A 22,981-nucleotide genomic window follows, 5' to 3' on the forward strand; every position below is an offset into this window, starting at 1 on the left:
CGGATAAACCTACTTCGTCGAAAAAAGGCGACCTTCTGACCGCCCTTTTGATCGCGACTCCCACCGCCAATGAAGACATAATCGGCATATTCCGAGCCGTCAAAATACCACCAATGCATGTAATCAATGCAAAACACTACCAGAGGAAGACGGCTAAGTTATTGTTTATTAATAAATGATGTAGACACAAAAATCTTATGGACAGGCATGCCATACCTACGTATATTTCTATCCTGGTGTGGGTTTTGAGTTTCAGGATGATCTTCAAAACTCGCTTCCGGCATGAGCCGGAATTTCTTGTGTGGCATTGCCACCTTGAGCTATCCAAGTAGGAGATACAAAATGGCTCTTAATATTATTTCCAACTACGCAGCAAACGTTGCGCACCGTAACTTGTCGGCATCGGATGAGATGGCGACCCGTTCCCTTTCCAAACTGTCGTCTGGTACCCGTGTTGTTTCGGCTCGCGATGACGCCGCTTCCATGGCCATCGGTGCACGTCTGAATGCAACCACCCAGGCACTCAAAACCGCAACCGTCAACGTTGGCCAGGCCAACTCGATGCTCCAGATCGCCGATGGCGGTATGGCAACCATTGATGACGTCCTCGTTCGTATGAAGACTCTGGCTGTTCAGGCATCGTCTGGCAACCTGTCCGGTACCGAGCGTGGCTTCCTCAATGACGAGTTCGACGAACTGCGTAACGAGATTGACCGTATCGCTTCCTCGACCAACTTCAACGGCATTCAGTTGCTCGGTGACGGTGGCGACGTTGCAATCGAATTCGGCGATCTTGCTTCGGGCGCTGGCGGTGCTGCTCTGGTTCCGGCAACCGGTTTTGATGGCTTTGCCATCACCGACAACAACTACTGGGCGACGGATGCCGACAGCGACTTGACCGATAACAGCTTCGAAGTCGAAATCCAGCAGCTCGGCACCCAGGTCGTTATGACCGTGACCAGCACCATTGATGGTGCAGCTGACCGTTCCCAGTCGATTGACGTTTCGGACTTCGCATCCGGTGGCACCACCTCTATTAGCGCTGGCAATAACGCAACCCTGAACTTCGATGAACTTGGCCTGACCTTCACGGTCAACACCAACTTCTCGGCCAGTGTTTCGGAAGTTGCAGCCGGTACGGCTGGTAGCCAGGACTTCGGTAGTGATACCGCGTTTGGTGCCGGCAGCGTTGACTCCACTGCCAATGTGGTCACCATGGCAGCCGACAATGGTCAGCAGCTTGCAAACAGCATCGAGTTCCAGGTTGGTGGTGGCAACACTGCAAATGACCGTCTCTCGATCGACCTGACGGCCGTTGACTCAAGCACGCTTGGCCAAGGCTCGAACGGAACCGAGATTGCGCTTGATGATGCATCTGTCGACATCTCGACCGCAGCTGGTGCGCAGCTTTCTGTTGAAGTTGTAACCCGTGCGATTGATGACCTGCAGCGCGCCCGTGCTGCGGTTGGTACCTCGCAGAACCGTCTGGACTTTGCTGGTCAGAACCTTGCTTCCACGCAGGAAAACACTGAATCAGCGCGTTCCACCCTGCTTGACCTGGATGTCGCGGCTGAAATGACCGCCTTCACTTCAAAGCAGATCCTGGTTCAGTCGGGTGTTGCCATGCTCGCCCAGGCAAACCAGATGCCGCAGAACCTTCTGCGTCTCCTCCAGTAATCTTAATCTGGAAAGAATAGATTTCTTTGCAAAAGGGCGGCCCGCGGGCCGCCCTTTTCTTTTGGAGCCAATAATTTTCTTAGCTCCGCATACCGGCTGACCATTGACTGACATGCGGCCTGAGCCAAAAGCACCATCTCACCCCAGCCAAAACGAATCTCCAACGCAACGATTCGCTTCAATTTTCCCGACCAGCAATCAAATACCCTACGAAGTCACGAACTGAAACACGCGCTAACTGACTGTTTTTGTGATATTTTACAAAAAGTCCACTGAGGATGTTTTTTTTGCTGGACATCTCACACAACAAAATGCAAAAGACATGTTGTGGACCTCATTTAACGTTGTTCAAGAAGAACTTCAGAGGACAGACCCACTCACATCAAGGCATGGTGCCTGATGTTCATTCCAAGTAGGAAGATGAAAAATGGCTCTCAATATTATTTCCAACTATGCTGCCAACGTAGCTCATCGTAACCTTACTGCTTCCGATGAGATGGCAACCCGTTCCCTTTCCAAACTGTCGTCTGGTACCCGTGTTGTTTCGGCTCGCGATGACGCCGCCTCCATGGCAATTGGCGCACGCTTGAACGCAACCACCCAGGCACTTAAAACTGCAACCGTCAACGTCGGCCAGGCCAACTCGATGCTCCAGATCGCCGATGGCGGCATGGCAACCATTGATGACGTCCTCGTTCGCATGAAGACTCTGGCTGTTCAGGCATCGTCTGGCAACCTGTCTGGTACCGAGCGCGGCTTCCTCAATGACGAGTTCGACGAACTGCGTAACGAGATTGACCGTATCGCATCCTCGACCAACTTCAACGGCATTCAGTTGCTCGGTGACGGTGGCGACGTTGCAATCGAATTCGGCGATCTTGCTTCGGGCGCTGGCGGTGCTGCTCTGGTTCCAGCAGCTGGCTTTGATGGCTTTGCCATCACCGACAACAACTACTGGGCGACGGATGCCGACAGCGACTTGACCGATAACAGCTTCGAAGTCGAAATCCAGCAGCTCGGCTCTCAGGTCGTTATGACCGTAACCAGCACCATTGACGGTGCGGCTGACCGTTCCCAGTCGATTGACGTTTCGGACTACGCATCAGGTGGCACCACCGCGATTGGCGCCGGCAACAACGCAACCCTGAACTTCGATGAACTTGGCCTGTCCTTCACGGTCAACACCAACTTCTCGGCCAGTGTTTCGGAAGTTGCAGCCGGTACTGCTGGTAGCCAGGACTTCGGTAGTGACACCGCCTTTGGCGCTAGCAGCATCGACTCAACCGCCAATGTGGTCACTATGGCAGCCGATAATGGTCAGCAGCTGGCAAACAGCATCGAGTTCCAGGTTGGCGGTGGCAACACTGCAAATGACCGTCTCTCAATCGACCTGACGGCCGTTGACTCGGCGACGCTCGGCCAGGGCTCGAACGGAACCGAGATTGCACTTGATGATGCATCTGTCGACATCTCGACGGCTGCTGGTGCACAGCTTTCTGTTGAAGTTGTAACCCGTGCGATTGATGATCTGCAGCGTGCCCGTGCGGCGGTTGGTACCTCGCAGAACCGACTGGACTTTGCTGGTCAGAACCTTGCTTCCACGCAGGAAAACACTGAATCAGCGCGTTCCACCCTGCTTGACCTGGATGTCGCGGCCGAAATGACCGCCTTCACCTCCAAGCAGATCCTGGTTCAGTCGGGCGTTGCCATGCTTGCACAGGCAAACCAGATGCCGCAGAACCTCCTGCGTCTCCTCCAGTAATCTGAGGACTGAACGCTACGCTTTAAATGGGGCGACCTTCGGGTCGCCCCATTTTGCGTTACGCACATCCGGACAATGCCCCTAGCCACCCAACACACAACCTCAACAATAAACCATCTCAAACGCCTGCTTTATACGTCAGGATAATTGTCTTTGCCATTGAACATGCAATGAACCGAGTCGGATTCGTTTACAAAATCTTAAGAAAGTCGACAGAATCCCACTTTTCCGGTCGCGATAACCATTTGTTTTTAATAGGCAAATCTGGAAATCTTTTTTCGCTGGACATAAATCTAACCTAAAAGTATATTTCACCTTACCTGTATTACCTTTTTCATCCCTACGATTGGGTTGAAAACATTCTGGCAAGTGTGCCGGATCACGGACAACAAGATGTTGTCTTGAGCTATCCATGTAGGAGATGCGTCATGGCTCTGAACATTATATCGAACTATGCTGCGAACGTCGCGCACCGTAACCTGTCGGCTTCAGACGAAATGGCGACCCGTTCGCTGTCGAAGCTGTCTTCTGGTACACGCGTCGTTTCTGCGCGCGATGATGCAGCCTCCATGGCAATCGGTGCACGTCTTAATGCAACGACCGAAGCCCTCAAAACAGCTTCCGTAAACGTTGGTCAGGCCAACTCGATGCTCCAGATCGCTGATGGCGGTATGGCAACGATTGACAACATTCTTGTCCGGATGAAAACGCTGTCGGTTCAGGCATCCTCTGGCAACTTGTCGGATACTGAACGCGGCTTCCTGAATGATGAATTCGTTCAGCTGCGCGACGAAATCGACCGTATTGCCTCCTCCACGAATTTCAATGGCATTCAGCTGCTGGGCGATGGTGGTGACGTTGCCCTTGAGTTCGGCGATCTTGCTGCTGGTGCTGGCGGTGACGCTCTTGTGCCAGCAACCGGTTTTGATGGCTTTGCTATTACCGACAACAATTATTGGGCGACGGACGCCAATAGCAACACCGTTACCGATAACAGTTTTACGGTCGACATCAACGAGCTCGCCAGCGGTCAGATCATTATGACCGTTTCGAGCACCATTGATGGTGCTGCTGATCGTTCCCAGTCTATTGACGTTTCAGATTACGCATCCGGCGGCACCACCGCGATTGCTGCTGGTGAAAACGCAACCCTGAACTTCGACGAGCTTGGCCTTTCCTTCACAGTCAACACCAACTTCTCGGCGACTGTTACCGAAGTTGGTGCCGGAACCAACGGCAGCCGAGACTTTGGTAGTGATACCGCCTTCGGCGCAGCAAACAGTGTTGATACTACCAACAATACAGTTACCATGGCCGCCGACAATGGGCAGGCCCTGCAAAACTCGATCGAGTTCCAGGTTGGCGCGGGCAACACGGCAAATGACCGTCTGGATATTACCCTGAATTCGGTTGACTCCGGAACCCTCGGCGCAGGCGCGCTGGGAACGCAGGATTCTCTGGAAACACTGGGTGCAAATGCGATCAGCACAGCCGCCAGCGCACAGAGTGCAGTGGAAGTGGTCACGCGGGCCATTGACGATCTGCAGCGTGCACGTGCAGCAGTTGGCACATCCCAGAACCGTCTTGATTTCGCCGGTCAGAACCTTGCGACGACGCAAGAAAACACTGAATCCGCACGTTCTACACTGCTTGACCTTGATGTTGCGGCCGAAATGACGGCCTTCACTTCAAAGCAGATCCTGGTTCAGTCGGGTGTCGCAATGCTGGCCCAAGCCAACCAAATGCCGCAGAACCTGCTGCGTTTGTTGCAGTAACCTAGAATTTGTCCCAGAGTACTGATGGTCGGTACTCGTCGTTTTCAAGTTTCATCCTGCTGTTACAGGATGGCGGCTTTAAGGAGCTGAAAAATGGAAGTCGTACAGAACATTAGTGCGCCAAGCAGTCCGGGCAGCAAAGCCCACACTGCTCCGGCGGCACCAGCAGCCCCGGCAGCGAGAGCTGATGCGGGCACGGCAGCACAAAAACCGGAAGCAAAATCTTCCGCAGTTCCGCAGAAGATGCAGGAAGCGCTTGCGAATATGGATCTGCCAGATCTCGCAGACGGCACCGCCCGCGTTGAACTAAACTTTAATCAGGACACCGGTCGTGTTGTTGCGAAAGTCACGGACCGTGTCAGCGGCGATGTCCTGCGCGAACTGCCGTCCAAAGAACTGCAGCAGCTATTCTCGCAGATGCGCGAATATCTCGGCAGTTTTGTCGACGAAGAGATTTAACACAGCGAGTGGGCGCAAAAAGGCACAGTTATTGCTAGCTAATTTGACAGAACATGTCGGTTGCAGGCAAAATCAGCCGGGTGCACCCAAGGAGCTAAACCAATGAGCGGCTTGAATTTAAATAACATCTATGTTGGCGATAACGGTCGCGTCCAGTTGTCTGGCGGATCGTCCAACATTGATTTCGTCGACACCGTCGACCAGATGATTGCTGCGCGTCGTATTCCTGCGGATAACCTTGAAACACGGGTTGAGGAAAACGACGAGAAAATTGCTGCGCTGAAAGAGCTGCAGACGCTTGTTGGGACGCTCAAGGACTCGATGTCCAACCTTTATGGTGCGACCAGCTTCGACAACTCGCGCAACATCTTCGAATCAAAGCAGATTTTTGCGTCCTCTGATGGCAGCGATGCCGGGAGCCTGATCGGTGTCACTGCAAGCAACGCTGCTGAAACCGGCAGCTACACGTTTGAAATCAACCAGGTCGCCAGCAGGCACAAGCTTTCAAGTGATACACAATCTGTCGCGGCAAGCGCTGACATCACCGGGGACATAGGCACCGGCACCTTTAGCATCGGAAATGGCACCGGTAGCGCAACGGTAACCGTCGCAACTGGCGACACGCTTCAGGATATCCGAGACAAGATCAATAACGTCAGCGACACCACCGGCGTTCAGGCGTCTGTTGTTAAGGTGTCCGACACCGAAAGCACACTGATCTTGACCTCCACCGAGGAGGGTGAAGATAACCGCATGGTCTTGAGCGACGACACTGGCGCTGTACTCGAAAATCTCGGCATCTTGACCGGCGGCGGTACAATCAGCGCGGGCAACGTCATTGATGATGGTAACAACGCCGAAATTGAACTTGACGGAATTGCAGTTACGCGCGGCTCGAACGAGTTTTCTGATCTGATCGATGGCTTGAACATCAATCTGTATGATGCCGAGCCCGGTACACAGATTACGATCGAAATCGAACAGGATCTTAATCAGGCGAAAACGGCGATTCTTGATTTTGTCGACGCCTATAATGCTGTTCAGACATTCATCAACGAAAAAACCTTTGTTGATCCGACCACCGGGGAAGCATCCGAAGATGCCGTTCTGCTTGGCAACACATCTGTCAAAGGCATTGAATCCGCGCTGCAACAGATTGCCGGCTCCTTTGCGGAGGGTGTGACCGATCGCCCGGATCAGGACGACTATTCGGTCTTGGCCGAGATTGGCCTGGGTTTTGTCGCCTATGGTTCGAACGAAGATCCGTTAACCAGCAAAACCATTGAGCTTGACGAAGCGGCATTGAATGAAGCCCTGCTCAACGAGCCGGACGAAGTCATGGAATTGTTCCTGTTCCGTGGGAAGTCGGACAACTCCGATGTCACCATGACCGGCTTTGACAGCAACACCAATGCTGCGACGTATGAGTTCAACATCGATGCGTCTGGCGGAGCCATAAACAGTGTCACCTATGACATTACTGTCGACGGTGTAACCACGACCGGCAAAAATGCCGTTGTTTCTGGCAACAGCATCCGGACTGCAGATGGTTTGCGCCTGTTCTATAGTGGTGACGGAAATGCTGCCGATACTGCGACCGTGACCACCAGTGTCGGCCTAGGAGCGCAATTCTACTTCGAACTGGATTCAATTCTGGACGAAGAAGAAGGCACTTTGACCCAGGCAATTAGCGAACTTGAAACGCAAACGACTTCGCATGAAGAAAAAATTGAACGGATCGATGAACGTCTTGCACGACAGCGAGAAGTTCTTATGGATCAGTTTATTGCGATGGAATCCGCCCTTGCCCGGATGAAGAACATCCAGAGCTCTCTTGACGAGTTGATGTCCTCGGGAAACAATAACTAATGGCCCTGAGAAAAGATAATAGTTAACTTTTCTCTGTTAAACATGCACACTGAACACACGCTTAGCATTTCAAGGAGTGTCGCATGAACGAACACGCCGCCCATACATACAAGCAACAGCAGGTCAACACAGCGACACCCGCCAAGATGGTGTTCATGCTGTTTGAGAAGACCTTGTCGCGCTTGCAGGAGGCGCAAAACGCGATCGAGCGAAATGATATCCAAGGCCGCTGCAACGCAAACTGTAGCGCGCAGGAGCTGATCGCCCATCTGGCGAACACTCTGGATTTGGAGCAAGGTGGCGAGATCGCCGCAAACCTCGAGCGCCTTTACACCCACTGCATGCTCCGCCTGATGGATGTTGACCGCAAAAACGATCCGAATGCGGCCGCCGAGGTAATCAAACTGCTCACCCCGCTTCGGGATTCCTGGGCAGAGCTTTCCGAGAAAAGTGAAGGCGAATTGCGTCAGGCCGTTATGACGGCCCAGCAGGACCGCCCGGCACTGACCAACGAAGCGGCTCAGGCACCGGCAAGCAATCCGGAAGAGACTGAATCTCCGGCACCTGCCAAATCTGGCTTGTCGATTTCTGCCTAAGCCAAGCTTCCGGAAGTTTTCAGACCAAACTCAAAGGCCTCCGACCTGTTCGGAGGTCTTTTTGTTTTCAAGCGCGCCTTGGTAACCACTCTGGCAGCCACCGGATCATTTTTGCCCGCCATCCACTGCCATAGCCCCGCGGCAAATTGTGCCGCACCTTTACAACACCCGGTAACGCCCTGAAAATATGTAAGAAACGTTAACTGACAAAACTGGCCCGTCCCTTGCACATGTTTTGACACTGCTTCCATAAGGACCAAGGTCATGAACAGCTCTGCGATTACAAACAGCGTGATGCCAACTGTCGCCGTACCGGGCGCGAACCCCAGCGAAAGCAAGGGATCGGGCTTTAGTGATATCATGGCATCGGTCACCGACAACTGGTCTGAGCACAATCAGCAGGCCAAATATGACGCGGCAAAATCTGCCCAGAACAATGCCGATGAACGACGTGCGGAAATGGATGCACGCAGATCAGCACGTGATGAACACACGATCGAAGAAGCGCGCACCGAAGACCGTCGGGACGATGAACCCGCCCGTGCAGCGCGCGATGATCATGACGATCACGAAGACCATGCAAAAGTTGATGACCCGAAGGCCGATGAACCGCGGGACGCCGACGCCAACCGTCCGGAAGACGATAATGCTCCGGATGACATGCAAAGCGCAGAAAATTCTGATAGCAGCACTGACGACGGTGATGCGTCTGATCAAGGCGAAAGCCAATCGTCTGAAGACCCAAAATCTGCCGCTGCAGAGGACGAGACCGGCACTGATAGCGATGGCTCCGAAAACGTTGTAGCCACCCCTGGCATGGTCGACCCGAACCAGCCGGCGCAGTCTGTTCCGCTTCCAGGGTCGCCGGAGGCCATTGCACTGGCCAAAGCCAAAGCTGCCGAGACGAAGGCAAATGCCGCTAGTAGTGCAACCACTGGTCAGAACGCAGCATTGGCAAATGCCCAGAATGGCGCAGCCAATGCGAATGCCACTGCAACCGCTGACACCACAACAGACGGCTTGATGAATTCAACCGCCCTGTCGCAGCCTGCTGCTGCATCATCGGCCAAAATGGCGATGAATGGCACAGATGCCACCGCCGGTGACGAATTGTCTTCTGATAAGTTCTTGTCGCGTGTCGTTGAATCCATGAGCGGAGATGGCAAAGGCAAAGCGGACGCCAATGGCACCGTGAATGCGGCGACGAATGGTCAGACGACCAATGGCACCCAACAGGCCAGCGCAACTAACCCGGCACAAACTGCCCAGGCAGCGCAACAAGCCATGGCAGCAGCCGCCAACGCCCAGAACGCACCAAATAATCCAACGACCCAGCAAACTGCAGCCGCAACCAGTTCGGTGACAGCCACCGGTGGCACGGAAGCCACGGCAACAGCAAACGGACAGCCGGGCAGCACCAACACCCTGCATCAGACCAATACCGTTGGACAGACCGCGCAAACCGCGCGTCAGGCGCCCTCCCAACAGGTTCAACAACAGGTTGCGGTTTCGATCCGCAATGCAGCCAGCGAAGGTGTGGACAAAATTTCCGTTCAGCTTCGCCCTGAACATCTGGGTCGCGTCGATGTCAAAATGGAAATCGGTCAGGATGGCCGCATCCAGGGCGTTATTCAGGCAGATACCCGCGAAACCCTCGACATGTTGCGTCAGGACTCTCGTGCCTTGCAGCAGGCGTTGAAAGACGCCGGCCTGAATGCAGACAGTCAAAGCTTCACCTTCGAGCATCGAAATGAAGGTGGCCAAAGTCAGGATGGCAACGGCCAATCTCGTATGACCGCCGATCAGGGCAGCAGCCCCGATGAGGGCGATGTCATGAGTGGAACCGAACTCGCCGAACATGTCGCCATTGGCTACGGGATCAATCCCAACGGCCTTGTCGATATCCGGATTTAGGAAAGATAAGAGGGCTCTCAAATGACCGTTTCTTCCCTGACAAACGTTGGTCTCTCGACCACAGATACGAACGCATCATCGACCAGTTCGGCAAACCAGCTGGCGCAAAACTTTGATACTTTCCTGACCCTGCTGACCACGCAGCTCAAGAACCAGGACCCGACCTCGCCAATGGAAAGTGACAAATTCACTGACCAGCTAAGCCAGTTCGCCCAGGTTGAGCAAGGCATTCAGAGCAACAAAAACCTCGAAGACCTGCTGGCAATGCAGGGCCAGCAGCGTCAGCTTTCAGCGCTATCCTATGTCGGTGCAGAGATCGAGGCCGTTGGTGACACCAACTGGCGCGAAGAAGGCGAAAGCCTCACCTACAAATACAACGTTGCACCAGAAGTTCCGCGTCTGCAGTTGCAGATCCAGGATCAGAGCGGTGCGACCATCTACTCCGAAGAGCTCACCGACGTTTCCGGCCTCCAGACCTTTACCTGGGATGGCAAGAACAACAACGGTGTGGAACAGGATCCCGGTGCCTACACCCTGGTCGTCAGCCCGATGGCTGCCAATGGGGACAACTTCCTTGATGAAGACGGCGATCCGGCATCTGTTGCGATCGGTATCGTCGGCACGGTTGACAGTGTCGATATCGATGACAGCGACATTTACCTGCGCATGGGTGATGTTTCTGTACCGTTCTCGACCCTGACCAACGTGAAACTGGGTGCGAACAGCACCGATACCACCAACGATAATACCGACACCGGAGACAACTCCGGGACTGAAGAAGAGCAGGAAGAAGCCGCCTAGGGCATTCATCCGGATTTGATCAACACCCTGTAAAAACAGGAGAAGAAAAATGAGCCTTTTTGGTGCAATGATTTCCGGTGTTTCCGGCCTGAATGCGCAGTCTCAGAACCTGGGCGTCATCTCGGACAACATCTCGAACCTCAATACGATCGGCTACAAGGGAACCATTGGTCGCTTCTCGACCCTGGTGACTGAGGCCGCAACAGATACCCGCTATACGCCAGGTGGCGTACGGTTCCATCCGACTGCACTCATCAGCAAGCAGGGCTTGCTGCAAGCAACCTCGTCGACCACGGCGGCTGCAATTTCGGGCGATGGCTTCTTCATCGTACGCGGCACCCCATCGCCGGGAACCAATGACGAGTTGTTCTTCACCCGAGCTGGTGATTTCAAGCCTGATGACGATGGCTACCTGAAAAACACTGCCGGCTATTATGTTCAGGGTTGGGCTACCGACCGTGAAGGTGGTCTGCTGGATGCGAGTGGCAACTCAACAACTTCGAACAGCTCGGCGGTCACCGATCTTCAGGTTCTCGACATCAACTCGATCCTGACAGCGGCGGCTTCGACCACCAATATCGAATTCGGTGCAAACCTGAACTCGGACGAAACGGCTGTTACAGGCGGCACCCAGACCTCGACCACAACCGGCATCGACTACGACACCACTGATCTGACGTCGCTTGCCGGCATCAACAACGGTGACCAGTTCAGCATCACCCATGATGGCACGACCACCAACATCACCATAAATACCGGTGATACGCTGGAAGATCTGGCTGCCGCCATCAGTGCTGTAACCGGTATCGATGCCACGACCACGACAACTGGCACCAACGATACCCTGACCCTGACTGGGGCATTCGCCGATCAGGATGTTGTAATCGCCAACGTAACGGGTACCCCACTGAGCGCTACCGGGATTAACTTCGCCGGCGTTCCGGGAACCCTGTCGGCAACCTACACTGCAGGTGACCTCGCAACCGGAACTGTCGATGAAGACAACTCCATGCCGGTGACCATTTATGACTCCCTTGGTTCGGCCCATACCGTCAACCTGCAGGTTGTCAAACTCGGTCAGAACCGGTGGGGCTTCGAACTTACCGGTAACACAACAAGCGGCGAGCTTGATGTAACCGACCACCCGAATGGCCTGATCCAGGCTGGTACGATCACCTTCGACGGTTCCGGTAACCTTCAGAGCTTTACCGGTGTGCAGGCAACGATCGGCACGGTGAACGTTGGCGTGAACGGCAGTCTGGTCGACACTGACATCTCGGCTGAATGGACCAATGGTTCCGATACCAGCGAATTCACCCTCGATTTTGGCACCATCGGTCTTGGTAACGGTATCACGCAGTTTGCTGCAGGCTCTGATGCCAACGGCAACCTTGTCGAATACACAACCCACTTCATCAACCAGAACGGTGCGCAGGCAGGTACCATGGTGAACTATGCCTTCACCGAGGACGGCTTCCTGCAGGTCGAGTTCGCCAACGGTGTGAAACGTCCGGTTTACAAACTGGCGATTGCCACATTCGAGGCACCTGATGAAATGGAAAACCACACCGGTAACGTTTACCGCCAGACACGTGAGTCAGGTGATTACCTTCTGCGTGAACCGGGTCTGAACGGTGCGGGTAACGTCGTGGCATCTGCGCTGGAAGGCTCGAACGTCGATCTGGGTGAAGAATTCACCAACATGATCGTCACCCAGCGTGCCTTCTCGGCAAACACCAAGACGATCACCACGACCGATGAAATGCTTGATGAGCTGATCCGTATCAAACGGTAATTGACATCTGTTTCAGGGCGTTAACGCGCCCTGAAACACATTGCACCAATCAAGACTCGCCCGGCCAACGTGCCGGGCTTCTTTTTGGTCAATTGACTCACTACATTAAGGGCAGACCAAAGCGGATTTAAATATCCAAACGATTCAAATCACTGGTGAATTTGAATCCGACGACTGGGCAAAAATTGCCGGTTGTTAACCTGTTCTTCAGCATGGAGAACTATTCGTTGTTGATGCTGGTCGTAATCCGCATGGATCGATCCGCATAGGGACAGTGGTAAAATTTCGGTTCGGAGCAGTCGATCGTGGGCGGCTTGTTGCAAACACTCAAAAGTCTGGGACCAACGCGCCTGATGGCAATCAGCGGCGTGGGTGTGTTGCTGCTTGTCTTCTTTGCATTCCTGATCATGCGCGTTTCTGCCCCGAATATGGAACTGCTCTATCGCGATCTTGACCCGGCCGATGCCAGCCAGATCGTCAATCGCCTGGAAGATCAACAGGTCCAGTATCAGCTGCTCAATAATGGAACCGAAATTCTTGTTCCGGCCGATCAGGTCAACCGCATGCGTCTGACCATGGCCGAAAGCGGCCTGCCGACCGGCGGTTCTGTTGGCTATGAGGTCTTTGATAATTCCGACGGCTTTGGCGCAACCAGTTTCGAACAGAACATCAACCATGTCCGCGCCCTTGAGGGTGAGTTGGCCAGAACGATTGCCGCGATCCAGTCGATCCAGCAGGCACGAGTCCATCTGGTCCTGCCCAAGCGTCAGATGTTCTCGCGCGAAACCCAGGAGGCCAGTGCTTCTATCGCTGTCAAAATGGCTGGCGGCGAGCTGAAGCCAGAACAGGTCGTTGCCATCCAGCACCTTGTTGCCGCCGCGGTACCCCAGCTTGATCCGGGCAAGGTATCCATCATTGATGAACGCGGTCGTTTGCTCGCACGTGGTGATGGCGAACAACAATCTTCGACCTTCCTGACCCAGACCGCCGATGAAATGCGCATTCGCACTGAAAGCCGCCTGCGCAACACCATCGAAGATCTGCTGTCACGCTCCCTTGGTTATGGTGAAGTCCGTGCCGAAGTCTCGGTCGAGATGGATTTCAACAAGATCACGACCGCGGATGAACGCTTTAACCCCGATGAGCGGGTGATCCGGTCAAGCCAGACGATCGAAGAAAACGCGACCAATTCCGAAACCGAAGGCACTGACCCGGTAACCCTTCAAAACAACCTGCCCGATGCCAACTTTGGCGGGGGCGAAGGTGCTGGCACCCAAAGTCAGGAAAGCCGCACGGAAGAAACCGTCAATTACGAGATTTCCAAAACCACCACCACACAGGTCAAGGAAATCGGCGAGATTTCGCGAGTGACCGTCGCCGTGCTTGTCGATGGCACCTACACCACCGATGAAAATGGCGAGCGTCTGTATCAGGAACGCGCACCGGAAGATCTTGAGAAGATTGCCGCCCTTGTACGCAGCGCCATTGGCTATGACCCTCAGCGCAGTGATCAGGTCGAAGTCATCAACATGCAGTTTGCTGACACCGAAGACCTATTCCCGGATGAAGATATCGAGACCTTCCTGGGGCTTGATAAGGCGGAAATCTTCCGCATCGCCGAGATGCTGGTCCTGGCCATCGTTGCCATCCTCGTCATCCTGCTGGTGGTCCGCCCGCTCCTGACGCGTGCGTTCGAAACACTGCCGAGTGCCGCAGACATGGCGCAGCGCCAGTTGCTTTCCGATGACATGACCGCAGAGGGCACACCCGCCCTTGAAGGTCCGGCCCCTGTGCCGATGGCACCAGGTGGCGCGGACGAAGGCGAAGAGCTTATCAACCTGTCGCAGGTTGAAGGCCGCGTGAAAGCATCCTCGGTCAAAAAGATTGGCGAGATCGTGGAGAAACACCCGGAAGAAGCTCTCTCGATCATTCGCAACTGGCTGTATCAGGAAAACTGATGCTCCTGACAGTTATCGGCTCACTGGCAGCCGCAGGGCTGCCTTCCTTTTGTTGCTCAAGGCGTTTTAGCAGTTCGATATGACGGCCATTGAAAAGTTCACATTCTCGCTAAGCTTCGACGATGCCGACAACGTAATCCGTTCGGCAGGCGACGAGGATGAGCATTACGAACTGGGCAAGAAAAAGAAGAAAAAGAAAGAAGAAGAAGCCCCGCCGCCCCCACCCCCGGTCTATACCGAGGAACAAGGCGCACAGATGGTGGCCGACGCCGAGCAGCGCGGCCACGAACAGGGCTTTGCCGAAGGTCACAAACAGGGCTTTGATGAAGCCCATCAGCAAATCATGGCCTCGCTTGAAAAGGCCGTCGGCGATGTTGAATCCGAAATCGCTGAAAAACTGGGTCAGATCGACGAGCAGCAAAAACGCGCCAATGCCAAGATCAACGAGGATGCAATCCATGTTGCCCTTGGCATCATCCGCAAGCTGGCCCCGGCCTGGTCCAAGCAATATGAACTGACCGAAATCGAAGACATTGTCCGCCAATGTCTGGTCAACCTGTTTGAAGCACCGAAAGTCATGATCAAGGTTCATCCCGACCTTGAAAAGGACGTCGGAGCCGCTGCCAACCGCATTGCCCAATCACGTGGTTTTTCGGGCAAGATCGTTGTCGTTGGCGAACCGGATGTCGCCAGTGGCGACTGCCAGGTTTCCTGGGGGGACGGAACAGCAGTTCGCGACAGCGCGCGCATCTGGTCTGAAATCAACGCCATCATCGACAATGCGCTGGCCCTTCATGCCAGCGACCATGATCTGTCCGAAAGTGACATGGGCGATCCCGACATTCAGGAAAGCCGAATGCCGGCTGCGGAAACACCAGCCGCACAAACCCCATCCACGGCGGACGCCCCTGCCCAACCGACAGAAATGACAGAACAGCCGGATGCACCCCAAGACGCTGCGCCTCAGACCGAAGCTGAAGCTGAACCCGCGCCTGACCAACCCGCAGAAATGCCAAGCCCAACCACCGAGGCTCCGGTACCGGAAACGTCACAAAGCGCGCCTCAACCGCACGACAATCTTGCGGGATTGACCCAAGGTGGCGGGGCGGAACCGGTGACACAGGTCACACCGGACGCGCCATCCCCTGCAAGCCCGGACGCAGAAGGTCCGGGAACGCAAGAAGGCGATGGCACCGAAGCGCGGAATATGCAAACATCGCAAGAAGATACGATGGCAGAACCGACCCCACCTGTTGGCGCGCCGCAAAGCCCGGAACCGGGCGTAAGTGCGCCACAGCAGCCGACACCGGAACCGACCATCGAACAGCAGGCGGAAAACAAGCCTGAGGCACCAACAGACCAGACGACGGCAACCGCGCAAGGCCCTGCACAGCCAGACAATGCAGCCCCCGAAACCGGGCAGCCGCGCACGCAGGAAAACCCGACCACCACAGCCGACGAGATGGCTGCTGTGAAGCAACCGACCAAAGACGCAGGAGACGAAAATGGCTGATGATGACGATCTCGAACTCTCGGAACTCGACGACGATCACATTGAACTCGAGGGCGAAGGTACCGAACTTCTCGCCGCAGCCGAAGCCGGCAGCGAGCAGATGAAGACTTCCAAGGATCTCGAAGCCGTGTACGATATTCCCGTTCAGGTTTCAGCAGTCCTGGGAAAAGCAACCATGCAGGTCAGTCAATTGCTGAAACTTGGTCGTGGTGCTGTCGTAGAGCTTGACCGCAAGGTTGGTGAAGCTATTGATATCTATGTGAACAACCGTCTGGTCGCACGCGGCGAGGTGGTGGTGGTTGAAGACCGGCTTGGCGTGACCATGACGGAAATCATCAAATCAGAGAAAAGCTAAGGTAAGAGAGGATATCCGACTATGGCCGAAGGGGGGACTAAAACGTCGTTTGACATTGCGACAGTCGGGGGACTGGCCATTGGCTTTGCGTTGGTGATTGCAGCCATCATCTTTGGTGGATCGCCGGGCGCCTTTATCGATATCCCCTCTGTCCTGATTGTTATCGGCGGTACAGCGGCCATTACGGCTGTCAGCTTTGCGTTGGGTGAGTTTCTCGGCTCCGGCAAAATCCTTATGCGCACGATTTTCCATAAATCGCGCAATCCGGCCGATGCCGCCCTTCAGATCCTTCAGCTTGCCGAAATCGCCCGTAAGGGTGGCGTGCTGTCGCTGCAAGGCCATCTTGATAGCCTTCAAAGCGAGGAATACCTCTGGAAAGGTCTGTCGTTGGTCGTGGACGGCACCCCGCCCGAGGAAGTCGAAGCCATCATGCGCAAGGATATGAATGCCACCATCGGCCGTCACCAGAAAGGTGCCAACATCATGAAAAAGGCCGGTGACGTTGCGCCGGCGATGGGCCTGATCGGGACGCTGATCGGTTTGGTGCAGATGCTTGGTAACCTTGATGATCCGTCATCCATTGGTCCGTCCATGGCGGTTGCGCTTTTGACCACCTTCTATGGCGCGGTTCTGGCCAACATGGTCTTCATGCCGCTTGCCGGTAAGCTTGAACGTAACTCCAACGACGAAGAACTTTTGAATTCGGTCTATATGGTTGGTGCTGTTTCCATCGGTCGGCAGGAAAACCCCCGCCGTCTGGAAATGCTGATCAACTCGATCCTGCCGCCGTCAAAACGCGTCAGCTACTTCGATTGATCACACGTATGAATACGGCTCTGCGCGTCGACATCTGGATGATGCGCAGGGTCCCCGAAACTGATCGGAAAGAGATGAGACGATGCAGGTACTGATCGTTGGTGGACTGGGCGGACAGATAGGCGCAGCCAGCAAGATCGCAATGGCGCGCGGCGCTTCGGTCCAGCTGGCCGAAAGCGTGACGACGGCGCTTAACATCCTGCGAACGGGTAACCGGATTGATCTGGTCATGGCCGACATCACCCTTGATGTCGCCGCCCTGATTGACGCCATGGGTGCTGAACGCATCACCGTGCCGGTTGTGGCGTGTGGTATCGGCAATGACGTCAATGGTGCGGTCAACGCCATCAAGGCCGGCGCACAGGAATTCATTCCCCTGCCGCCCGAAGCTGATCTGATTGCCGCCATCTTTGAGGCCGTAACCGAAGAAAGCCATGCCCTGATCCATCGGGATGCCCGCATGGCCGAAACCCTGCGTCTGGCCGGTCAGGTCGCCAACAGTTCGGCATCGATCCTGATCACGGGTGAAAGCGGTACGGGTAAGGAAATCATTTCGCGCTACGTGCACCGCAAGTCCAATCGTGCGGATAAGCCGTTTGTCGCCGTCAACTGCGCAGCGATCCCCGATAACCTTCTTGAATCCGAACTGTTCGGTCATGAAAAAGGAGCCTTCACCGGCGCCCAGGCGCGACGCATCGGTAAATTCGAAGAAGCCAATGGCGGCACGCTTTTGCTTGATGAAATCAGCGAAATGGATGTCCGCCTGCAGGCAAAGCTTCTGCGCGCCATTCAGGAAAAGGAAATCGACCGGCTTGGCGGCAAGACACCGGTCAAGGTTGATGTCCGCATTCTCGCGACCTCAAACCGCAATCTTGAGGCCGAAGTCAATGCAGGCAACTTCCGCGAGGATTTGTATTTCCGCCTCAATGTCGTCAATCTCGATATTCCGTCGCTGCGCGAACGCCCGGATGATATCCCGGTTCTGGCCGAGTTCTTTGTCAAAAAATACTCCGAGGCCAATGACGTTCCGATCCGCCCGATCAGCCCGCTTGCGATCCAGCGTCTGTTGTCCCATCACTGGCGTGGCAACGTTCGTGAGCTGGAAAACACCATGCATCGCGCCGTCCTGATTGCAGGACCCGATGAAATCGGGCCAGAGGCCATCATGCTGTCCGGATCAGGCAGCAGTGAGCCGGCCCCGGCCGCACCAGCGGCCCCTGCGGCACCGGCGCGGGCAAGTTCAGCCTATGCCAATGCAAATGCCGCCTATGGCGCGGCGTCATCGGCCTATCAGCCAAGCGCACCGACACCACCGCCTGCACCAGCACCATCTGCCCCGGCAGAAGAGCCGCCTACTTCGGTTCACGAACCTGATGCTGAAAGCACATCAGACGAAGGGGCTGGAAACGGGTCTGTGACCTCGGCCCTCGTTGGGCGCACGGTGGCAGATGTCGAACGCGATCTGATCATTGATACGCTTAAGCATTGCTTTGGCAACCGGACCCATGCGGCCAATATTCTGGGCATTTCCATTCGTACGCTGCGCAACAAGCTGCGCCAGTATAGCGACGAAGGGCTTGCCGTCCCCGCACCTGGCGACGGTCACGACTGAACATGAAAATTACCGGCGCTATCCCCATCTTCAAGGCAGGTAGAAGCGCAACGGACTTCGAGCACGCAACAGGATAACAAGCAAAGACAATGGCCGAAGGTCAAGACATCACACCGACTGGTTCCGGTGGCTCCGAAGGCCCCGGTGGCGGTGCGCCGGGCGGGCTAAATCTCGGCGCTTTGCAGTCGCGTGTCTCTTCGGCCATGAAGCGTGGCGATATCGCCATGGCGCTTGGCTTTATCATGATCCTTGTGGTCATGATGTTCCCGATGCCGCCATGGCTGCTTGATTTCATGCTGGCCCTTTCGATCAGCTTTTCCGTGCTGATCCTGATGACCTCGCTGTTCATTCAAAAGCCGCTCGAATTCAACTCCTTCCCGACGATCCTGCTGGTGGCGACGTCACTCAGGCTCGCACTAAACATTGCCACAACCCGCCTGATCCTGGGTCATGGTCACGAAGGTACGCATGCCGCCGGTGCGGTTATTGAGGCCTTTGGCAGCTTCCTGATTTCAGGCAACTTCGTCATCGGGATTATCGTCTTTGCCATCCTTGTGATTATTAACTTCGTCGTGATCACCAAGGGTTCCGGCCGTATCGCCGAAGTCGCGGCACGTTTTACCCTTGATGCCATGCCCGGTAAGCAGATGGCGATTGACGCCGATTTGTCTTCGGGCCTGATCAACGAAGAACAGGCCAAGGCCCGCCGTAAGGAACTTGAAGATGAAAGTTCATTCTTCGGGTCCATGGATGGTGCATCCAAATTCGTTCGGGGTGATGCGGTTGCCGGTATCCTGATTACCTTCATCAACGTGGTTGGCGGCATCATCATTGGCACGGCCCAGATGGGGCTGTCCCTGGGCCAGGCAACAGAAACCTACACGATCCTGACGGTCGGTGACGGTCTGGTGTCCCAGATCCCGGCCCTGATCGTTTCAACCGCGGCCGGCCTTCTTGTCACCAAGGGTGGCCTTGATGGTGCGACCGAAAAGGCTGTCTTCGGGCAGGTCAGTAACTACCCGGCTGCCCTTGGCGTTGCTGCGGCGCTTATGGCAGGCATGTCGCTTTTGCCGGGCATTCCGATGGTGTGGTTCCTGGGCCTGGCAGCGGGTCTTGGCTATCTCGCCTATTACATGGGCAAGCGCCAAAAAGCCGCCGTCGTAGAAGAACAGATGAAGGAAACCCAGGCCGCTGCCGAGGCCGCCGCCCCACCGCCCGAGGAACCCATCGCCAATGCCCTGCGCATGGACTATGTCAGGCTTGAGTTGGGTTATGGCTTGCTGTCGCTGATCAGCACTGAAAAAGGGCAGAAACTGACCGATCAGATCAAGGCACTGCGTCGCCAGCTTGCCGGTGACATGGGCTTTGTCATGCCGTCGGTGCGTATTCAGGACAACATGCAGCTTCCAGCCAACACATACGTTCTGCGCGTCAAGGAGATCGAGGCAGGCCGTGGCGATCTGCGCCCGAACATGTTGCTGGTCATGGATCCGCGCGGTGAGGAAATCACCCTGTCGGGCGAAAAAACCATGGAGCCGACCTTTAACCTGCCCGCCATGTGGATCGAGCAGGGCATGAAGGAAGAAGCCATGTTCCGCGGCTACACGGTGGTCGATCCGCAAACCGTGATCACGACGCACATCACCGAAGTGATCAAGGATCACATGCCCGAACTGCTGTCTTATGCGGAAACGCAGAAGCTGCTTGATGAGCTTGATGAAGACCAGAAAAAACTGGTCGAGGATATCGTCCCCGGTCAGGTTTCCGTCGGTGGGGTTCAGCGCGTGCTTCAGAACCTTCTGACCGAACGTGTCTCAATCCGCGATTTGCCGACCATCCTTGAAGGCATCGCGGAATCCACGGCCTTTACCCGTAACCCGACCTTCATGACCGAACATGTTCGATCGCGTCTGGCACGCCAGTTGTCGGATGTGAACACCAATCAGGATGGTGTCATTCCGTTGGTGACCATGTCACCCCAGTGGGAACAGGTCTTTGCCGAAAGCCTTGTTGGTCAGGGCGAGGAAAAGCAGCTTTCCATTCCGCCAAGCCAGCTTCAGGAATTCATCAACAAGGTCAGAACGACGTTTGAGCGCCTTGGCATGATGGGCGAAAGCCCGGTTCTTTTGACCAGCCCGGGCATTCGCCCCTATGTGCGCTCCATTGTTGAACGTTTCCGCCCGAGCACGGTGGTGATGTCGCAAAACGAAATCCACCCCAAGGCACAGCTCAAAACGCTGGGGCAGGTCTGATGCGCATGATCAATCCGACCGCCCTAATCGCGGATCTGAAAAACCGGGGGGACCAGAATGCGTCTTAAGACCTTCACCGCCCCCACCATGACCGAGGCGATGGCGCTCGTTAAAGAGCATATGGGCACTGATGCCATCATCGTCTCGACACAGGACATCCCGGGAAGCGGTGTCCGCCTGACCGCCGCCCTTGATCGTGATCCCGATTTCGAGGATGACGGCGGTCCGGCCCCGGCGCTTCAGGAACAGCTTGATGCGGTCGAGGCCGCCCTGACACGGCATAATTTGCCGGAACGGTTGCGCATTCGCCTGTGTGACCTGATGGCACGCGAAACAGCCGCCGTGTCCGAGCAACAATTGCTGGCAGGCGCGCTTGATGAAATTTTTGATTTCTCGCCGCTGCCCGAAAAGAACACGCCACGCGCCCTGGCCTTTGTTGGCCCACCGGGATCGGGCAAGACATTGGCGGTTGCCAAAACCGCCGCACGCGCGGTGATGAAGAAACGCAAAGTCGCTGTTCTTTCAACCGATTATAAACGCGCAGGTGGCATCGCCCAGCTTGAGGCATTCACCAAAATCCTCAAGATCAATCTGCTGCAGGCCAAGTCACCCGATGATCTCAAGGCGCGGTTTGGCGAAATTCGCGATGCCGATGTCATCCTGATCGATACGGCAAGTTGCAACCCCTATCTCGAAACCGAGATTGGCACGCTTTGTGAATTCATGAAAGCAGTACCGAGTGAACCGGTACTGGTAAACCCTGCGGGAATTGATGCCTACGAGTCCGCTGATATTGCCAATGCCTTTGCCGATGGCGGCGCAACGCGCGTGATGATCTCGCGACTTGATGTTGCCGCCCGCCTTGGCGGTGCGCTATATGGTGCGGACTCAGGTAACCTTTCCCTTTGTAATGTCAGTATGACAGCCCAGGTTGCGGACGGGCTCACTGCCCTTAGTCCCCTTGCCTTGGCAAAACTTCTGATACCGTCCCATCGCGCTGAAACCGCGAAACCGAGCTTCTCCGAGGTCGTGAAATGACTACCAAGTCTGATGCTTCACCCAAATCTGCCCCGCGGGCCAGAGGCCGCAATGTTCTTGCTGTCGCATCTGGCAAAGGCGGCGTCGGCAAGACCTGGTTTTCCATCACCCTGACCCATGCCATGGTTATGGAAGGTCACAAGACCCTTCTGTTTGACGGCGACCTTGGACTTGCCAACATTGATATTCAGCTTGGCCTGATGCCGAAATATGATCTGGGCGGCGTGATTTCCGGGCGGATCAGCCTGAAAGATGCAGTCACTCATTTCCCGGACGGTGATTTTGATATCATTGCCGGGCGCAGTGGATCGGGCAGCCTCGCCAACCTTCCGGCCACCCGTTTGCAGGCGCTTTCGGATGATTTGCTCCAGACCGGCAAGGAATATGATAAGGTATTGATAGACCTTGGCGCTGGCGTGGATCAGGGCGTGCGTCAGATGACCGGACTTGCCAATACGGTAATTGTCATCACCAATGGCGATCCAACCTCGCTCACCGATGCCTATGCCTTTATCAAGGTCACCCATTTGGCCCGCCCGAAAACCGACATCCGGGTGGTGGTCAATATGGCCAAGGACAAGAAAGAAGGTCAGGCGATCTATAACAAGCTTCTCAAGGCCTGCGAGGGCTTTTTGAAGATTTCGCCGCCGCTGCTTGGCGTTATTCGGGCGGATTCCAAGGTATCGGAATGCATCCGTAATCAGACGCCGCTTTTGACCCGTCATCCCAATTGCGATGCCGCCCACGACATAGAGGCAATCGCCCAAACCCTTCTCGAGGAGTAGGTTT

General features: G+C 55.2%; 17 protein-coding genes. All 17 read left to right on the forward strand.

The features are described 5' to 3' along the window. The first annotated feature begins 342 nt into the window (after window positions 1-342). The 17 genes from ACXAIA_RS13980 to ACXAIA_RS14060 all read left to right on the forward strand — a co-directional run bounded on the left by ACXAIA_RS13980 (window position 343) and on the right by ACXAIA_RS14060 (window position 22,977). The gene (locus ACXAIA_RS13980; protein WP_475349860.1) at window positions 343-1,677 is read left to right on the forward strand and encodes a flagellin N-terminal helical domain-containing protein; all 1,335 of its coding nucleotides are present in this window, start codon (window positions 343-345) and stop codon (window positions 1,675-1,677) included. Window positions 1,678-2,104: 427 nt separating this feature from the next. Continuing rightward, complete coding sequence (locus ACXAIA_RS13985; RefSeq protein ID WP_475349861.1) at window positions 2,105-3,439, forward strand: flagellin N-terminal helical domain-containing protein; 1,335 nt, start codon at window positions 2,105-2,107, stop codon at window positions 3,437-3,439. Window positions 3,440-3,867: 428 nt separating this feature from the next. Continuing rightward, a complete protein-coding gene (locus ACXAIA_RS13990) occupies window positions 3,868-5,214 on the forward strand; it encodes a flagellin N-terminal helical domain-containing protein (protein WP_475349862.1) in 1,347 nt (448 codons plus the stop codon). A 93-nt stretch (window positions 5,215-5,307) separates the two neighbouring features. Continuing rightward, window positions 5,308-5,673 (forward strand): flagellar protein FlaG, encoded by a 366-nt coding sequence (locus ACXAIA_RS13995; RefSeq protein ID WP_475349863.1) that lies wholly within the window; start codon window positions 5,308-5,310, stop codon window positions 5,671-5,673. Between the two features lie 102 nt (window positions 5,674-5,775). Next, entirely contained in the window at window positions 5,776-7,542 is a 1,767-nt protein-coding gene (fliD, locus tag ACXAIA_RS14000) for a flagellar filament capping protein FliD (RefSeq protein ID WP_475349864.1), read from the forward strand. An 83-nt stretch (window positions 7,543-7,625) separates the two neighbouring features. Continuing rightward, the gene (fliS, locus tag ACXAIA_RS14005) at window positions 7,626-8,138 is read left to right on the forward strand and encodes a flagellar export chaperone FliS (RefSeq protein ID WP_475349865.1); all 513 of its coding nucleotides are present in this window, start codon (window positions 7,626-7,628) and stop codon (window positions 8,136-8,138) included. Window positions 8,139-8,402: 264 nt separating this feature from the next. Then, window positions 8,403-10,052, forward strand: coding sequence for a flagellar hook-length control protein FliK (locus tag ACXAIA_RS14010; RefSeq protein ID WP_475349866.1), 1,650 nt, complete (start codon window positions 8,403-8,405; stop codon window positions 10,050-10,052). 21 nt (window positions 10,053-10,073) lie between these two features. Then, a complete protein-coding gene (locus tag ACXAIA_RS14015) occupies window positions 10,074-10,853 on the forward strand; it encodes a flagellar hook assembly protein FlgD (protein ID WP_475349867.1) in 780 nt (259 codons plus the stop codon). Between the two features lie 49 nt (window positions 10,854-10,902). After that, window positions 10,903-12,648, forward strand: a complete 1,746-nt coding sequence (locus tag ACXAIA_RS14020) for a flagellar hook protein FlgE (RefSeq protein ID WP_475349868.1) — start codon at window positions 10,903-10,905, stop codon at window positions 12,646-12,648. Window positions 12,649-13,001: 353 nt separating this feature from the next. Continuing rightward, window positions 13,002-14,606, forward strand: a complete 1,605-nt coding sequence (gene fliF / locus ACXAIA_RS14025; protein WP_475349869.1) for a flagellar basal-body MS-ring/collar protein FliF — start codon at window positions 13,002-13,004, stop codon at window positions 14,604-14,606. A gap of 79 nt (window positions 14,607-14,685) precedes the next feature. After that, window positions 14,686-16,119 carry a FliH/SctL family protein gene (locus ACXAIA_RS14030; RefSeq protein WP_475349870.1) on the forward strand — a complete coding sequence of 478 codons (1,434 nt, stop codon included), beginning with the start codon at window positions 14,686-14,688 and terminating at the stop codon, window positions 16,117-16,119. Continuing rightward, complete coding sequence (fliN, locus tag ACXAIA_RS14035; protein ID WP_044827611.1) at window positions 16,112-16,474, forward strand: flagellar motor switch protein FliN; 363 nt, start codon at window positions 16,112-16,114, stop codon at window positions 16,472-16,474. The genes ACXAIA_RS14030 and fliN overlap by 8 nt, the downstream gene beginning before the upstream one ends. Window positions 16,475-16,495: 21 nt before the next feature. Then, window positions 16,496-17,290, forward strand: coding sequence for a motility protein A (locus ACXAIA_RS14040; RefSeq protein ID WP_475345014.1), 795 nt, complete (start codon window positions 16,496-16,498; stop codon window positions 17,288-17,290). Window positions 17,291-17,372: 82 nt separating this feature from the next. Continuing rightward, window positions 17,373-18,902, forward strand: coding sequence for a sigma-54-dependent transcriptional regulator (locus ACXAIA_RS14045; RefSeq protein ID WP_475349871.1), 1,530 nt, complete (start codon window positions 17,373-17,375; stop codon window positions 18,900-18,902). An 89-nt stretch (window positions 18,903-18,991) separates the two neighbouring features. Further along, window positions 18,992-21,154 carry a flagellar biosynthesis protein FlhA gene (gene flhA, locus ACXAIA_RS14050; RefSeq protein WP_475349872.1) on the forward strand — a complete coding sequence of 721 codons (2,163 nt, stop codon included), beginning with the start codon at window positions 18,992-18,994 and terminating at the stop codon, window positions 21,152-21,154. Window positions 21,155-21,211: 57 nt separating this feature from the next. After that, the gene (locus tag ACXAIA_RS14055) at window positions 21,212-22,192 is read left to right on the forward strand and encodes a flagellar biosynthesis protein FlhF (RefSeq protein WP_475349873.1); all 981 of its coding nucleotides are present in this window, start codon (window positions 21,212-21,214) and stop codon (window positions 22,190-22,192) included. Beyond that, complete coding sequence (locus ACXAIA_RS14060) at window positions 22,189-22,977, forward strand: MinD/ParA family protein (RefSeq protein WP_475349874.1); 789 nt, start codon at window positions 22,189-22,191, stop codon at window positions 22,975-22,977. The genes ACXAIA_RS14055 and ACXAIA_RS14060 overlap by 4 nt, the downstream gene beginning before the upstream one ends. Window positions 22,978-22,981 lie beyond the last annotated feature (4 nt).

Source organism: Thalassospira sp. ABL2_045 (assembly GCF_056161285.1).

What these genes read in the sequence shown, in the direction of transcription:
- ACXAIA_RS13995 (WP_475349863.1), top strand. Translation starts at nt 5,308, where the DNA reads ATGGAAGTCGTACAGAACATTAGTGCGCCAAGCAGTCCGGGCAGCAAA.
- ACXAIA_RS13985 (WP_475349861.1), top strand. Translation starts at nt 2,105, where the DNA reads ATGGCTCTCAATATTATTTCCAACTATGCTGCCAACGTAGCTCATCGT.
- ACXAIA_RS14040 (WP_475345014.1), top strand. Translation starts at nt 16,496, where the DNA reads ATGGCCGAAGGGGGGACTAAAACGTCGTTTGACATTGCGACAGTCGGG.
- ACXAIA_RS14015 (WP_475349867.1), top strand. Translation starts at nt 10,074, where the DNA reads ATGACCGTTTCTTCCCTGACAAACGTTGGTCTCTCGACCACAGATACG.
- ACXAIA_RS14055 (WP_475349873.1), top strand. Translation starts at nt 21,212, where the DNA reads ATGCGTCTTAAGACCTTCACCGCCCCCACCATGACCGAGGCGATGGCG.
- fliF (WP_475349869.1), top strand. Translation starts at nt 13,002, where the DNA reads ATGGCAATCAGCGGCGTGGGTGTGTTGCTGCTTGTCTTCTTTGCATTC.
- ACXAIA_RS14045 (WP_475349871.1), top strand. Translation starts at nt 17,373, where the DNA reads ATGCAGGTACTGATCGTTGGTGGACTGGGCGGACAGATAGGCGCAGCC.
- fliN (WP_044827611.1), top strand. Translation starts at nt 16,112, where the DNA reads ATGGCTGATGATGACGATCTCGAACTCTCGGAACTCGACGACGATCAC.
- ACXAIA_RS13990 (WP_475349862.1), top strand. Translation starts at nt 3,868, where the DNA reads ATGGCTCTGAACATTATATCGAACTATGCTGCGAACGTCGCGCACCGT.
- fliS (WP_475349865.1), top strand. Translation starts at nt 7,626, where the DNA reads ATGAACGAACACGCCGCCCATACATACAAGCAACAGCAGGTCAACACA.
- ACXAIA_RS14010 (WP_475349866.1), top strand. Translation starts at nt 8,403, where the DNA reads ATGAACAGCTCTGCGATTACAAACAGCGTGATGCCAACTGTCGCCGTA.
- fliD (WP_475349864.1), top strand. Translation starts at nt 5,776, where the DNA reads ATGAGCGGCTTGAATTTAAATAACATCTATGTTGGCGATAACGGTCGC.
- ACXAIA_RS14030 (WP_475349870.1), top strand. Translation starts at nt 14,686, where the DNA reads ATGACGGCCATTGAAAAGTTCACATTCTCGCTAAGCTTCGACGATGCC.
- flhA (WP_475349872.1), top strand. Translation starts at nt 18,992, where the DNA reads ATGGCCGAAGGTCAAGACATCACACCGACTGGTTCCGGTGGCTCCGAA.
- ACXAIA_RS14020 (WP_475349868.1), top strand. Translation starts at nt 10,903, where the DNA reads ATGAGCCTTTTTGGTGCAATGATTTCCGGTGTTTCCGGCCTGAATGCG.
- ACXAIA_RS13980 (WP_475349860.1), top strand. Translation starts at nt 343, where the DNA reads ATGGCTCTTAATATTATTTCCAACTACGCAGCAAACGTTGCGCACCGT.
- ACXAIA_RS14060 (WP_475349874.1), top strand. Translation starts at nt 22,189, where the DNA reads ATGACTACCAAGTCTGATGCTTCACCCAAATCTGCCCCGCGGGCCAGA.